Source organism: Arthrobacter sp. 05L421, assembly GCF_056397785.1.
On the sequence record NZ_JBFTOC010000003.1, the window covers coordinates 294,401 to 307,939 of the forward strand.

The 13,539-nt window shown below is 65.8% G+C and carries 17 protein-coding genes; 6 read left to right on the plus strand and 11 right to left on the minus strand.

The genetic code is table 11. The annotated features are described in order from the left end of the window. Positions 1 to 6 precede the first annotated feature (6 nt). A complete protein-coding gene (locus AC1DKQ_RS06270; protein WP_476918462.1) occupies positions 7 to 783 on the plus strand; it encodes an SDR family NAD(P)-dependent oxidoreductase in 777 nt (258 codons plus the stop codon). A gap of 388 nt (positions 784 to 1,171) precedes the next feature. Here the strand turns inward: AC1DKQ_RS06270 and AC1DKQ_RS06275 are convergent, their stop codons facing one another. The 3 genes from AC1DKQ_RS06275 to AC1DKQ_RS06285 form a co-directional block, all read right to left on the minus strand. After that, on the minus strand, positions 1,172 to 1,429 hold the full coding sequence (locus tag AC1DKQ_RS06275) for a hypothetical protein (RefSeq protein WP_476883168.1): 258 nt from the start codon (positions 1,427 to 1,429) through the stop codon (positions 1,172 to 1,174). Positions 1,430 to 1,548: 119 nt separating this feature from the next. Then, entirely contained in the window at positions 1,549 to 1,926 is a 378-nt protein-coding gene (locus AC1DKQ_RS06280; protein WP_476883169.1) for a hypothetical protein, read from the minus strand. Between the two features lie 74 nt (positions 1,927 to 2,000). Then, a complete protein-coding gene (locus AC1DKQ_RS06285) occupies positions 2,001 to 2,426 on the minus strand; it encodes an Hsp20/alpha crystallin family protein (protein ID WP_476883170.1) in 426 nt (141 codons plus the stop codon). Between the two features lie 127 nt (positions 2,427 to 2,553). Between AC1DKQ_RS06285 and AC1DKQ_RS06290 the strand changes: the two genes are divergently transcribed. The 3 genes from AC1DKQ_RS06290 to AC1DKQ_RS06300 all read left to right on the plus strand — a co-directional run bounded on the left by AC1DKQ_RS06290 (position 2,554) and on the right by AC1DKQ_RS06300 (position 3,695). Next, the gene (locus tag AC1DKQ_RS06290; protein ID WP_476918463.1) at positions 2,554 to 2,718 is read left to right on the plus strand and encodes a hypothetical protein; all 165 of its coding nucleotides are present in this window, start codon (positions 2,554 to 2,556) and stop codon (positions 2,716 to 2,718) included. Continuing rightward, positions 2,697 to 2,855, plus strand: coding sequence for a MerR family transcriptional regulator (locus tag AC1DKQ_RS06295; RefSeq protein ID WP_476918489.1), 159 nt, complete (start codon positions 2,697 to 2,699; stop codon positions 2,853 to 2,855). The genes AC1DKQ_RS06290 and AC1DKQ_RS06295 overlap by 22 nt, the downstream gene beginning before the upstream one ends. A 216-nt stretch (positions 2,856 to 3,071) precedes the next feature. After that, positions 3,072 to 3,695, plus strand: coding sequence for an IS1096 element passenger TnpR family protein (locus tag AC1DKQ_RS06300; protein ID WP_476918490.1), 624 nt, complete (start codon positions 3,072 to 3,074; stop codon positions 3,693 to 3,695). Here AC1DKQ_RS06300 and AC1DKQ_RS06305 read toward each other — a convergent pair. The 4 genes from AC1DKQ_RS06305 to AC1DKQ_RS06320 all read right to left on the minus strand — a co-directional run bounded on the left by AC1DKQ_RS06305 (position 3,580) and on the right by AC1DKQ_RS06320 (position 8,480). After that, complete coding sequence (locus AC1DKQ_RS06305; protein ID WP_476918464.1) at positions 3,580 to 4,740, minus strand: glycerate kinase; 1,161 nt, start codon at positions 4,738 to 4,740, stop codon at positions 3,580 to 3,582. The genes AC1DKQ_RS06300 and AC1DKQ_RS06305 overlap by 116 nt on opposite strands. 1 nt (position 4,741) lies before the next feature. Continuing rightward, the gene (gene dctA, locus AC1DKQ_RS06310; RefSeq protein WP_476918465.1) at positions 4,742 to 6,226 is read right to left on the minus strand and encodes a C4-dicarboxylate transporter DctA; all 1,485 of its coding nucleotides are present in this window, start codon (positions 6,224 to 6,226) and stop codon (positions 4,742 to 4,744) included. A 126-nt stretch (positions 6,227 to 6,352) separates the two neighbouring features. Beyond that, complete coding sequence (locus AC1DKQ_RS06315; protein WP_476883174.1) at positions 6,353 to 7,450, minus strand: tartrate dehydrogenase; 1,098 nt, start codon at positions 7,448 to 7,450, stop codon at positions 6,353 to 6,355. Between the two features lie 115 nt (positions 7,451 to 7,565). Beyond that, the gene (locus tag AC1DKQ_RS06320) at positions 7,566 to 8,480 is read right to left on the minus strand and encodes a LysR family transcriptional regulator (RefSeq protein WP_476918466.1); all 915 of its coding nucleotides are present in this window, start codon (positions 8,478 to 8,480) and stop codon (positions 7,566 to 7,568) included. A gap of 265 nt (positions 8,481 to 8,745) precedes the next feature. On the opposite strand from AC1DKQ_RS06320, the gene AC1DKQ_RS06325 reads away from it, so the two are divergent. Further along, positions 8,746 to 10,275 (plus strand): CYTH and CHAD domain-containing protein, encoded by a 1,530-nt coding sequence (locus AC1DKQ_RS06325; protein ID WP_476918467.1) that lies wholly within the window; start codon positions 8,746 to 8,748, stop codon positions 10,273 to 10,275. 30 nt (positions 10,276 to 10,305) lie between these two features. Beyond that, positions 10,306 to 11,244, plus strand: a complete 939-nt coding sequence (locus tag AC1DKQ_RS06330) for a 5'-3' exonuclease (RefSeq protein ID WP_476918468.1) — start codon at positions 10,306 to 10,308, stop codon at positions 11,242 to 11,244. A gap of 81 nt (positions 11,245 to 11,325) precedes the next feature. On the opposite strand, the gene AC1DKQ_RS06335 is transcribed toward AC1DKQ_RS06330, so the two are convergent. The 4 genes from AC1DKQ_RS06335 to AC1DKQ_RS06350 form a co-directional block, all read right to left on the minus strand. After that, a complete protein-coding gene (locus AC1DKQ_RS06335; protein ID WP_377984368.1) occupies positions 11,326 to 11,502 on the minus strand; it encodes a CsbD family protein in 177 nt (58 codons plus the stop codon). 151 nt (positions 11,503 to 11,653) lie between these two features. Next, positions 11,654 to 11,806 (minus strand): hypothetical protein, encoded by a 153-nt coding sequence (locus AC1DKQ_RS06340; protein ID WP_476918469.1) that lies wholly within the window; start codon positions 11,804 to 11,806, stop codon positions 11,654 to 11,656. A gap of 92 nt (positions 11,807 to 11,898) precedes the next feature. Beyond that, the gene (locus AC1DKQ_RS06345; RefSeq protein ID WP_476883179.1) at positions 11,899 to 12,672 is read right to left on the minus strand and encodes a GAF and ANTAR domain-containing protein; all 774 of its coding nucleotides are present in this window, start codon (positions 12,670 to 12,672) and stop codon (positions 11,899 to 11,901) included. A gap of 27 nt (positions 12,673 to 12,699) precedes the next feature. Next, positions 12,700 to 13,392, minus strand: a complete 693-nt coding sequence (locus AC1DKQ_RS06350; RefSeq protein WP_476883180.1) for a GAF and ANTAR domain-containing protein — start codon at positions 13,390 to 13,392, stop codon at positions 12,700 to 12,702. Positions 13,393 to 13,539 lie beyond the last annotated feature (147 nt).

Sequence of the window (13,539 nt, forward strand, 5' to 3'; positions counted from 1 at the left end):
AGCATCATGACCACCACCACCCAGCGCACCGCCGTCCTCACCGGGGCAACCTCGGACCGGGGCATCGGCATCACCACCGCACGCCGCTACGCCAGCCAGGGCTGGGCCGTGGTGATCCTGGACCTCGACGGCGAGAAGTCCGCCAAGGTCGCGGCCGAAATCGGCAACGAATTCAACGTTCCGGCCTTCGGCCACGAGATCGACGTCGCCAACGAGGATTCCGTCAACGCCGCTTACAAGGCAGTGGCGGCCGAGGTCGCCTCCGGCGCGCTCCCGGCAGTCGGCGCCCTGGCCAACATCGCCGGCATCACCTCGCCCTTGCCGTTCCTGGAGACCACCCTGGAACTTTGGAACAAGGTCATGGCCGTGAACGCCACCGGCACCTACCTGGTCACCAAGGCGTTCCTGCCGGACATGATCGCCAGCGGTTGGGGGCGGATTGTCAACATGTCCTCTGTGTCCGCCCAGCGCGGCGGCGGCGTGTTCGGCAAGGTGCCCTACTCGGCCGCGAAGGCCGCCATCCTCGGCTTCACCAAGGCCCTCGCCCGCGAGATCGGCGCCACCGGCGTCACCGTCAACGCCATCACTCCGGGTGCCGTGGACACCAACATCCGCGTAGGCAGCACCGCGGAACAGGAAACCGCCATCAACGCCGGCATCCCGCTGGGCCGCAATGCCAGCACCGAGGAAATCGCAGCCGTCATCACGTTCCTGTCGTCCGAGGAATCCGCCTACCTCACCGGAACCACCATCGACATCAACGGCGGCAGCCACATCCACTAACAACCACGACACGCTGTACTGGAACACGGCTCAGTGCCCGACCCTCAGGACCCGTGCAGCCAGCGGCAGGCTCCCAGGGGTAGTTGATGGAATTCCTGGCAAGGTCCGATCCACTCCTCCCAAAATGCGCAAATGGAAATGCGTAGCGCCCGGACCTGTAGAACGACGATGCGTGCCTGCTCCATGTTCACAGCTTGCGACGCCTGCTTGGCCGCTCCGGCCGCCAGCTTGTCATAATCGCTGCTATCGGGAGTGTAGTAGCGCGGCCAGGCCTCAGATTCGGCAGGGTTCGCGCTGTTTCAGGAAGTCACGTCCCTCCGGGTGTCTCGCTCACGTCACATCCACGCTGGGCCAAGATCCCCATCCTGTGTTGACGCCGATTGGGCCATCAGGCGAGGTGGGGCACGCTGGCGAGGATGTAGTCGGTAGCGGCCGGTCCGGTCATCGTCAGACGGTTGTCCGCCGGGTTGATCCGGCGTTCCTTCAGTGCGGCCCAAAGGGACTGGGCCGTCTGTGGCCGGTCTTGGTTGATCAGGCACCAGCTGGTGTAGAGGCCGTAGAGTTCGTCTTTGCCCAGTCCGGCGTCGGATTCGCGCCCGGTGGCGAGGGCTTCGCTGAGGAACCGGTCAAAATGCGGGGAGGTCATGTCAGTTCCTTTCATACCGTTGTTCTCGGTTCAGCCGCCGTTGATAGCGCGTTTTACCCCGGCCCCTGGGCCTTGAAGTGTGGCGTGCAGGGGATCTTATGCCCGGTGCAGGGTGCGGACTAGGGCTGGGTGCCGTAGATGAATTCCTTCGCGTGGCTCACGGCTTTTCTGAAGGCGTCGTTGCGGAGGGAGAGCTGTTCCTGGGTGCTTTCCTTGCCGCCCTCTGTGTAGGCGGTGATGCCGGGCCGCAGCACCCAGATATCCCCGGCGGGTGGGAGATAGAAAACTCCGAAGGAGCGGTGCTGCGGATCGTCGGTCCAGATGGGGACCACGGCCAGGGCAGCTCCGGTGTCCGGGTTGATCCACTGGGCCCGTGGCAAGGGCTGCTCGTGCACTTCGGGATCCAGAAAGGGTGCGGTTCCCTTTCCCCAGCGTTGTTCGAACCGCTCGTAGAATGCCGGCAGCAGCTGGCTGTCGTACGGGCGCCAGGCGCTCATGTCGGGCTCCTTTCCCGGACTGGCTGGCGGGATGGTCCCCGGTCCACGAGGAACCGGGGACCACCAGTGGGCGGTCAGGCGTTGATTTCCTGGCGCTGGTTTCTGTCGGTCTCGATCTGGATCCGGCGCGGCTTGGCCTTTTCGGCCATCGGGATCCGCAGCGTGAGTACCCCCGCGTCATAGCCTGCCTTCACCGCTTCGGCGTCAAGGGCATCGCCGAGGATGAGCTGGCGGCTGAAGACCCCCCGAGGACGCTCGGAGGCAATCAGCTCCGTGGTCTCGCCCGTCGGGCTCTTGCGTTCGGCCTTGACCGTCAGGACATTGCGTTCGACGTCGATGTCCACCGAGTCGACATCCACCCCCGGCAGGTCGAATGCGACGATGAATTCTTCCCCGTCCTGCCAGGCGTCCATGGGCATCGCGGCGGGCCTGGCCGTCGTCCCGAGGACCTGCTGGGTGAGCCGGTCGAGCTCACGGAAAGGGTCGGTTCGCATCAGCATGGTCTTCTCACTCCTTACATATGTTCGTTGGTCCAGCCAGATTATCTGTGGTGGCTGGCATAGATTTTTTATAGCATCGGTGCGACACTGAGGCAAGAGGGCATTTCGAGTTTTTTAGGAGGATGCGATGGCGTCGGGCACCGGCAGGGCCGCGGGGCTCTACGCCATCTCCGTGGCGGCCGAGCTTGTGGGAATGGGGCAGCAGAACCTGCGCCTGTATGAGAGCGCAGGGGCCTGCTGGAACCGGGCCGCACCCTGGGGGACACCCGCCTGTACAGCGAACAGGACCTGACGACCCTGCGCCGGATCAGCACCCTGCTTCAGGACGGTCTTAACCTGGCCGGTATCCGCACGGTCCTTGAACTCGAGTCTGCCAACCGGCGCCTGGAACGCGAACTCGCCGCAGCCAAGGCACGGCGCAAACCCTGATCCGAGTCAGCGCCGGATGGGCGCTCAGTTATGGGCTTCGAAGCGGCACCTACCGGCCAATTCCGATGAAGCCGATTACGGATCTTTCGTCAGGCCGGGGCATCGGCGGCTGGAGGGCGTCATTGTGCGGACCACTTGAGGAGTTGAGAGACTGCCTGCGTGGAACCACGCGAAGCCGAGGCGGCCGCCGGCGCGGATTCGATTTTGGAGGTCCGCGTGGGGCGGGTCGATTGCGAACCCGAGATATGGCGGCAGCTGGAGCTGGCTGGTTTGTTGTCACTAGCGCAAGTCGACGAAGTCCTGCAGGTGGCCTTCGGGTGGGAGGATGCGCACCTGCACCGGTTTACCGCGGCCGTTCCCTTCGGGCGGCTGCGCCCCGTTGACGGGGAAATCATCGAACCCCCGCAGTGGCTCCCCGCCCAGTTGTGCGAGGAACCTACCGACCTGGCTGAGGAGGACGGCTCGCTGGGCCAGCTCCTAGCGGCTGGATCAGGGAGCGCGTTTTGCCTCCCAGCGCGCACCGGCCAGCAGCCCTGCCTAGTTCAGGCTCTCGTCCCGCTGTTCCGGGGCGACAACTCCATGCGTTTCAGGTCTCCAGGTCATCCCGTTCAGAGCGCTGGGGTCGTCAGGACGCAGCTTGTACCCCAGACTGCTCAAGGCCGGTCAGCTCGTTTCCCCGGTGCCGGCAGCACTAGCCGGGCGTTTCTGTCTCCCGGCGGCGAGACTACAGCAGGCTCGTGCCGATGTCCTTTCCGATCCGGCGAAGCAGCGCGGCGGAAAGTTCGGGGTCCTTGGACGAGTCCTGATCGGTGTACTCGGCCAGGGTGTAGACCCGGCTGAGGTCCATTTCGGCCCACCGCTCCTGGGGCAGGAGGGAGCGGCCGGCGACGGCGATGATGGGACGGGAACCGGAGCGCCGGGCGACGGCGGCGGGCAGCTTCCCCGCAAGGGTTTGCTCGTCGAGGCTGCCTTCACCGGTAATGACGACGTCGCAGGTGTCCTTGCGGGCATTGAACTCCAGCAGGTCCAGGAAGTAGTCGGCGCCCGAGACCTGCTTTGCCCCGAGCAGCAGGCACGCGTAGCCGATGCCCCCGGCGCTGCCGGCGCCCGGACGCCCAGCCAGCCGGTCCGCGCCGGCGAATCCCGCCGCCGCCAGCTGGGCGACGAAATGTTCGAGGCCTTTGTCGAGGGCCGTGATCTCTTCCGGTCCTGCGCCCTTTTGGGGACCGAAGACCGCCGGTGCGCCCTGGGCGCCGAGCAGCGGGTTGTGGACGTCGCTGGCGACGACCAGCTCGGTGTCGGCCAGCTCAGCGAGGGCGGTCCGGTGGATGCTGTGGATCTGTGCCAGCGCCCCGCCGCTGCCGTAGAGCTGGCGGCCGTCGGCGTCGCGGAAGCTGTACCCGAGGGCCGTGAGCATTCCCATGCCGCCGTCGGTGCTGGCGCTGCCGCCCAGGGCCAGCACGATCCTGGCCGGTTTCAGGCTGAGCGCTAACAGCACAGCTTCGCCGAAGCCTCGGCTGGAGGCGCCCATCGGATCCAGGGTTCCGCCCGGCAGGACTCCGAGGCCGCAGGTGTTGGCCACCTCGACGACGGCGGTGGTGCCGTCAAACGCGATGTTGGCCTGGACGGGCTGGCCGGTGGGTCCCGAGAGGGTGTAGTTGCGCCGGGCGAAGCCGGAGGCGACGGCGGCGTCCACGCTGCCGTCACCTCCGTCCGCCAGTGGAAGCAGTTCGCAGTGGATCGTCCCGGCCGTGCCCGTGACGCCGGTTGCGGAGCGGAGTCCTGCCGCCAGGGCATCGGCCACTTCGCCGGCCGTGAGGCTGCCTTTGAACTTGTCGGGTGCGATCAGGGCTCGCACGCTTTTCGGGGCACGGGCGGTGGCCATGTCAGATGGTTTTCGAGTAGGCAGGGTGGCGGTCCTCGCCGGATGCCAGGCCGACGGCGGCCGGTTCTGTGCGGGGGGAGTCGGTGGCCCGGGGTGTGTGATGGTGCTCGGTCAGGTCGGCAGCGATGTCGGTGAACTCGTCGAGCGGTGTCGGATCCTCGCTGGGCAGCGGCTCAACGACTTCGCCGTTGAAGACGCGGCGGACACGGTCCGCGTCCAGCGTCCGGTCCCACCAGGCGATGAACAGGGTGGCGACGGCGTTGCCGGTGAAGTTCACCAGCGCCCGGCATTCGGACATGAACTTGTCGATGCCGAAGATGAGCATGATGCCGGCAGCAGGGATGGTTCCGAGGGTGGCCAGGGTGGCGGTCAGGGCGATGAAGCCGCCGCCGGCGACGCCGGCCGCACCCTTGGAAGTGAGCAGCATGACCGCGATCAGGCCCAACTGCTGGCCGATGGACAGCTCGGTGTTGGTGGCCTGGGCGATGTACACGGCGGCCAGCGAGAGGTAGATGGCGGCGCCGTCGAGGTTGAAGCTGTACCCGGTGGGGACAACGAGCCCGACCGTTTCCTTCTTGACCCCGGCGTGCTCCAGCTTGCGCATCAGGCCCGGCAGCGCCGGTTCGGCGGTGGAGGTGCCCAGGATGAGCAGGTACTCCTCTTTGAGGTGGCGGATCATCTTGAAGATGTTCAACTTCAGGAAGGCCATGACGGACCCGAGGACCACGACGACGAACAGGATGGAGGTGGCGTAGAAGAGGGCGATCAGCCCGCCCATGCTGGAGAGGGACGAGACGCCATACTTGCCGACGGCGAAGGCCATCGCGCCGAACGCGCCCAGCGGGGCGGCCTTCATGATGAAGCCCAGGATCTTGAACATGACCCCGGTGAGGCGCTGGACCCCGTCCAGGACCGGCGCCCCGACTTTGCCCATGGCGTTCAGGGCGATGCCGAAGATCACGGCGATGAAGATGATCTGGAGGATGTCGCCTTCCACGAAGGGCGCGGCGATGCTGGTGGGGATGATGTGGGTCAGGAACTGCCACCACTCCTGGTGGGCGCCGGTCTCGATGAGCTTGGCCGCGGAGTCCGTGGTCTTGATGGTGCTGGCGTCGGCGTTGACGCCCTCGCCGAGGCGGAAGACGTTGATGGCGACCAGGCCGAAGAGCAGGGCGAAGATCGTGCCGATCTGGAAGTACGTCAGGGCCTTCAGGCCGGTCATGCCGACCTTTTTCAGGTCCGCGACGCTGGCGATGCCGCCCACGATGGTCAGGAACACGATCGGACCGATCAGCATTCTCATGGCGTTGACGAAGGTGGTGCCGATCGGTTCCAGCGCGATGCCGGTGGAGGGCGCAAGCCAGCCGACGAGAATGCCGAGGACGATGCCGGTCAATACCCAGAAGTACAGCTGCCGGTACCAGCGTGTCTTGGGTGCCGCGCTTTTAGCTGCCGCGGCTCTGCCCGTGGTGGTGATTGGTCCCATGATTCCTACCTCATTGTGGAATGTGAATGGCGTGGTGCTTGAAGAGTGGTACTTGGAGAATGAAGAGCTGGGCCGGGCGGGCGGCGGCGACGGTGCGCGGCGCCGGCCGCCCCGAACAAGATCTGGCTAGACGGCGGCCAAGCTGTGGGCGAGGGCCTTGATGATGGCGTCGGTGACGTCATCGGTGTTGGCCTTGCCGCCGACGTCGCGCGTCAGGTAGCCGGCGGCCGTGGTCTGCTCGATGGCGGCCTCGATGCGGCGGGCTTCCTCGTGCAGGCCGAAGTGGTCCAGCATCAGCGCGGCGCTGGCGATCGCGCCGATCGGGTTGCTGATGCCCTTGCCGGCAATGTCCGGCGCGGAGCCGTGGACCGGTTCGAACATGGACGGGAAGCGGCGTTCCGGGTTCAGGTTCGCGCTGGCCGCCAGGCCGAGGCTTCCGGCCAGAGCCGAGCCGAGGTCCGAGAGGATGTCCGCGTTCAGGTTCGAGGCGACGACGACGGAGAGGTCTTCGGGGTGCAGGATGAACTTGGCGCTCATGGCGTCCACCAGGACGCTTTCGGTGGCCACGTCGGGGTAGTCCAGGGCCACGCGCTGGAAAGTTTCGTCCCAGAGGACCATGCCGTATTGCTGGGCGTTGGACTTGGTGACGGAGGAGACCTTCTTCACCGTGCGGGTCCGGGCGAGGTCGAAGGCGAAGCGCATAATCCGCTCGCAGCCCTTTTCGGTGAACAGGGCCGTTTGGAGGGCCACTTCATTGCCGGGGCCGCGGCCGCTGAGGTTCCGTCCACCCAGGCCGGCGTACTCGCCTTCGCTGTTTTCGCGGACCACTATCCAGTCGAGCTCGGTGTGATCGGCTTTGCGCAGCGGGGACTGGATGCCGGGCAGGAACTTCACCGGGCGGACGTTGGCCCACTGGTCGAAGTTCTGTGTGATGTTCAGGCGCAGGCCCCAGAGGCTGACGTGGTCCGGGACGTTCTCCCAGCCGACGGCGCCGAAGTAGATGGCGTCAAAGTCCTTAAGGACTTCCAGGCCGTTCGGGTCCATCATCTGGCCGGTCTTTTCGAAGTAGCCGCAGCCCCACGGGAACTCAGTCCATTCGAAGGCGAACTTGCCGCCGGAATTCTCTGCAAGGGCATCCAGGACGCGGCGTCCGGCGGAGACAACTTCCTTGCCGACGCCGTCGGCGGGGATGGAAGCGATGCTGAATTTCTGGGTGGCGCTCATGTGCCTACCTCCTCGTTGAGTGTTAGCAGCGTCACACTGCTTGTCCTCTTCAAGTAGACGGCCCGGCACCAGCCGCCGTCCAAGACCAAGATTCGATACGCTAAATAGGCTCAACCTATTGGTCGACGGCGTGCGGCCCGTTGGCAGCCGCCACATGCAGCTCCGCGACGGCCAGGAAGGCTTTGGCCGCTGGCGTCAGGTCGTCCTTCCGGCTCAGGATGGCGACGTCGAGATGGGACACCGGTTCGATCAGCAGGGTCCGCAGCCCTGACTTGTGCGCCAGCGGCGCCCAGGATGAGGGCATCACGGCGTGGCCCACCCCAGCCAGGACCAGCGGCAGGATGGAGGTCCGGTGCGCGACCTCCACCACGATGTCCGTGTTGACGCCGCGGGCCAGGGCGTCGTCGACCAGCCAGCGCATCAGGGACCCGCGCTGGCTTGCGATCAGCCGGTGCCCGCCAAGATCCTCACGCTGAATGGCCGTCCCCGGAGCGAACGCGTCCGCCTGCGGGTTGACGATGAGGATCAACGGCTGGCGCTCGACCTCCAGGACCTGGACGCCCGGGACCCGCATGGGGTTTGGGGATCCGGCCAGGCCGATTTCGGTGCTGCCGCTGCGGACAGATTCAACGACCTCCTCGGGCGTGAACGCGGCACTGACGTTCAGCCGCACCGACGGATGTGCCCGGGTGTACGCCGCGATCATGGACGTCAGAGGCTCGATGCCGGGGGAGGGCATGGTGATAATGTCCAGCCGCCCGCTCTGCACGCCCCGCAGCGCCTGAACCGCTGACTGCGCGGCATCCAGGTCCCGCATGACCAGCCGGGCCGGCCCGACGAGTTCTTTGCCCGCTTCGCTGAGCACCGCGCGGCGGCCGATGCGGTGAAAGAGCGGCACCCCGAGTTCCTTCTCCAGGCCCGCGATTGTCTGTGAGAGCGACGGCTGGGCGATGAGCAGGTGCTCTGCGGCGCGGCTGAAGCCGTCGTGGTCAACGACGGCCAGAAAAAACTTCAGCTTCCGTGTGTCCACGCCAGCTCCTTCACCGGTCCGGTCCTGGGGCTGCCGGCGCCGTGGAACGCACGGCCGGGGGCGGCGCAGCGTGCGGCGCGGACGCATAGATAGCCTACGCCTATCAGAGCGAAGCTGCCCAGCCTGGCTGGGCGCCGCGGAGGTCTGGTCGGGCTGTTCCCGCAGGCCTAGAATCGGGCTGGGCGGAACTGGCCAAGGCGCCGGCCTGACTCGCCCGCCGGAGACCAAGTCCGTGTTCCAGCGGTGCCAGTAGGGGGAGCCCGCCATGGGAACCACGGGAAAACTTGAAACGGAACAAAAGTTCGACGCCGAGACCTCCTCAGCGCTTCCGGACCTGCTGGAAATAGAGGGTGTTGACGACGTCGCAGAGCCGGTGACGGATCAGCTTGAGGCTGTGTACTTCGACACCCCGTCCTTGGCCCTCGCCGCACGGCGCCTGACCCTGCGGCGGCGCACGGGCGGAGCGGACGCCGGGTGGCACCTCAAGCTTCCCGCCGGAACCGACCAGCGGGAGGAAATCCATGCCCCGCTGGGCCAGCCGGAGACCGTTCCGGACGAACTATCCGCCCATGTGCAGGTCTTCACCCGGGGCGAGGAACTGGTGCCCGTCGCCCGGCTGAGTACGCGGCGCACCTCCTACCGGCTGTACGGGCCTCTCGGTGAGCACTTGGCCGACTTCGCCGACGACCATGTCCACGCCGAGGCGTTGCAGCCGCCAGGGCGGGCCCTCGAATGGCGTGAGTGGGAGCTCGAACTGGTCCATGGACCCCGGGAGTTCCTCGACGCAGCCGCCGCAACCCTGACGTCCACGGGCGCGGCCCAAGCCTCCTATCCGTCCAAATTGGCCCGTACTTTTGGGGATGCCTGGCCGGCCGAACTCAGTCCCCGGACCGGAAAACCCCGGAAGAAACTCCGGAAGAAGGGACCGGCAGCCGACGTCGTGACGGCGTATCTGGACGCACGGATCGAGGACTACATCGCCCATGATCCGGGCGTACGGCTGGGGGCACCGGATTCCGTCCACAAGATGCGGTCAGCGACCCGACGGGCGCGCTCCGCCCTGGCCACCTATCGCAAACTCTTCAAGCGCTCAGCAGTCCGGGAACTCCAGGCTGAACTGAAGTGGCTGGGCCAGACCCTGGGTCCGGCCCGCGACGCCGAGGTGATGCTGCAGCGGCTTCGCCAGCACGTCCTGGAACTCCCCGAAGAACAGCGGTCCGGCTCTTTGAACCAGATGATTGAACTGGAGCTGGTCGCAGCCCACGACGCAGGTTACAGAAACGTCCTGGAGACCCTCCGGACCGACCGCTATTTCCGTCTCCTTGGCTCCCTTGAAGATTTCCGGGACAACCCGCCTGCCAAGCCTCGCGCCTTCCGCCCCGCACGCAAAGTGACGGCCAAGCTGGTGAACAAGGCAGCACAACGGGTGGAGCGTTCCCGGAAGGCCGTCAAACGCTCGGCCGGCCGGACCGCCCGCGACACGGCCCTGCACGAGGTCCGAAAAGACGCCAAACGCCTGCGCCACGCGGGCGAATCGGTCATGGAGATTCACGGCAAACGCGCCGCCAAGCTCACAAAGTCGGCTGGACGGCTCCAGACAGTCCTCGGCGACCATCAGGACAGCGTCATGGCGACCACCCTGCTGCGGAGACTGGCGGCCACCCCGGACCGGCCCGCCGATACCGACCTGGGCTTCGAGACTTTGCTGGCGATGGAAAAACGCATTGCCCGGCAGACGGAGAGAAAAGCCCGCAAGGTAGGAAAAAAGCTTGGCCGCCTGCGGCTCCGCTCCTGATCCGCGGGCGCATCCGTGTCAGGATCAGTCATGACCGACCGCCTGATGTTGCTCGATACCGCGTCACTGTACTTTCGCGCGTTCTACGGCGTGCCCGACACGATCCGCCGCGCCGACGGTACGCCGGTGAACGCCGTCCGCGGGCTGCTCGACATGATCGCGCGGCTCACCACCGAATACGGCGCGACGCATCTCATTGCGTGCTGGGACGACGATTGGCGTCCGCAGTGGCGGGTGGACCTCATCCCGAGCTACAAGTCGCACCGGGTCGCCGAGATCGTGGCCAGTGCCCCCGACGTCGAGGTGGTGCCGGACGCACTCGAGGCGCAGATTCCGATGATCCGCCGGGTGCTCGAGCTCGCCGGCATCGCCGTCGTCGGGGCTGCCGAACACGAGGCTGACGACGTGATCGGCACCTACGCCAGCCACGCCGGGCTTCCGGTCGATGTGGTGACGGGTGACCGCGACCTCTTCCAGATCGTCGACGACGCCCGTCAGGTGCGGGTGCTTTACACCGCGCGTGGGATGAGGAACCTCGAAGTCCTGACCGACGCCGTCGTCGTCGATAAGTACCGGGTGCTGCCCGGGCAGTACGCCGACTACGCGACCCTGCGCGGCGACAGCTCCGACGGGCTGCCGGGCGTCGCCGGCATCGGGGAGAAAACCGCCGCGTCGCTGCTCGGAGAGTACGGCACACTCGACGGGCTGCTAGCGGCTGCGGTGGACGCAGGAAGCGCGCTGTCCACTGGCGTGCGGTCGAAACTCGCCGCGGCGGCGGACTACCTCGCGGTCGCGCCCGCCGTCGTGAAGATCGTGCGGGACCTGGAACTGCCTACGCTCGAGGAGGCGGGCGCACAGCTGCACCCGGTCCTCGGCGGCTCGCGGGCCGACCTTGAGCGTCTCGCCACAGAGTGGAACCTCGGCGGATCGGTCGGGCGGCTCCTGGAGGCGTTCGACCTGCGTCGTTAGGGAATTCCTTGGATTGTTTGGGCAAAAAGCCGGGGCGGAGGTGCGATCCGGACTGCACCTCCGCCCTCCGGCGGCCTGTTTTCAGTGTTTCTTGAAAGCGTCCTTGACTTTTTCGCCGGCCTGCTTCAGGTCTGCTTTGACTTGGTGGCTCTTGCCTTCGGCCTTCAGCTTGTCGTCTCCGGTGGCTTTGCCGGCTGTCTCTTTGCCCTTGCCGTGGAGTTTCTCGGCGGCATTGTGGATCTTGTCACCCAGGCCCATGATGATCCTCCTTATTTGGTCGCCCCCGCGACGTGAATGCCATGGAGGCCACAGTTAATTGTAGGGACAGAAGTGCCGAAAGTGGAGGCGATGGTTCATCAACAATTGCGCTGGCCCGGACCAAAGAGCGGCCCTGGGGCGACTAACAAATTTAGCCGATCAAGGTATGCAGATTCACTCCGAAGATGGCCACCAGGGGCCAGAGAATAATTGCCGCCAGGCCCTCCAGAATGTTGCCGGGGATGTTCCATGCCACAAAGTAGCCGTGCGTGGCGGCGACCACTACGCCGATGGCCAGATCCACGGTCCCGATCAGACCTATTCCGCGCCCGCCAGATTGGCGCCTGCCTATTCCGCGCATCATCGCTCTTTTCCCGCCGCGGGGTGTGGCTCTAACTATAAAGTTCCGGAGTGTTTTCCGGGAGGGACCATTGGCAGGGGTCGGCGCCCCTCGGGATCGACGGTGATTCTGCGGTTGATGATTCTTTCCGCGGTGTCGTAGAGCGTCTGGTTGTGGGCGCGGGCGTAGCCGCGGAGCAACGCAAACGCCGTGTTCATGTCGACATTGGAGGTGTGGGCAATCACGCCCTTGGCCTGCTCGATCAGGATGCGGCTGTTGAGTGCTCGCTTCAACTGTTCGTTGATCAGGGCGTTTTCCCGCTCCGCGCGTTCCTGCAGGAGGGTGATGGTTGCCACGTCCGCGAACGCCTGTGCAATTGCGGCGTCCTCGGAACTGAGGGGACCGGTCTCATGGCCAAAGAGGTTCAGGGCACCGATGGTCCGGCTGCGCAGGCGCATGGGGACGGCGTGCAGGGACCGGAATCCCTGGGACAGGGCAGAAGACTGGAAGAGGGGCCACCGGGAAGCCTGCGCCGCGATGTCATCAATAGCTACGACAGCGCCGGTACGGAAGCAGTCCACGCACGGCCCCGCCCCAGCCTCGAGCTGAAGAACTTCCACCAGTTGGCTTTCCTCGCTGGTCGAGGCCATTACCTGGAGGTCTCCGGCCGGATCGACAAGCACAAGTCCGGCGGCCGCGGCATCAAGAATTCCCACTGATTCCTCCACCAGGGTGTGGAGAAGGTCCAAGACGTCATACTCCGCCACAAGAGTGTCCGCTATCTTGACGAAAGCGGCACTCACGCGAGCGGCACGGCCCAGCATCGCCATACAAGGACTTTACTCCAGGCGCCCATTTCAGTCGCCCCCCGGGGTGAAGTCAAGGCCCCTGCTGACCACATCCCGGGCGACCTCCCGGACGGTACGCCCCTGGGCAAATGCGTACGCCCGCATCAGCAGGAGGGCGTCCCGCGCCGAAGTCCCGGCCTGTGCCAGAACCATTCCTGTGGCCTGGTGGATCTCGCGCCGGGACAGGGGAGAGTCATCCGCCGGAGCGTCCGTGCCGTCTCCGGGGGTAATGGACAGGAGCTGCCGCAGCAAAAGCCAGGTCGCTTCGTCGGCGAGTTGCAGGGCCGTGGATTGCTCCGTCTGGCTCAGCGGGCCCGATTCGGACCTGTAAAGCTCCGCCACGCCGATGTCCAAGGCACCGAGCACGAGCGGGAAAACGAAAAGGGCCGAAACATCCAGTTCCAACAACGATTCAGCAAAGACCGGCCACGCGGCGTGCGGTCCCCTGCGCATATCCGGCAAAAGCACGGGCCTGCGGGTTTGCAGGGCCTCCCAGCGCGGTCCTTCCCCCAGATCGAACTGCAGCTCATCGATCCTGGCCGCCACCGCGTCGCTGGCGCACACCATGGTCGCCGGTGACAGGCCGGAAAAGACAGAAATCGCTGCACCGGAGATCGCCAACGACTCAACGAATCCCTTGCACAGGCCGGCATCGAGTCCCTCCGCCATTGAACCGGTGCCTGAGCCTGTGCCGTCAGCCATTGTTCCTCCAGTTTATGCCCACCTGAACTGGACCCGGATGGCAACTGTTGTCAGTTCTGCCGCGGCTGTCGAGAGCCATGGCCCGGTCCTTTGAGGCCTACCTTCCTGATCCAATGCCAGATAAAATAAGTGTGTTGCCCCGGACCC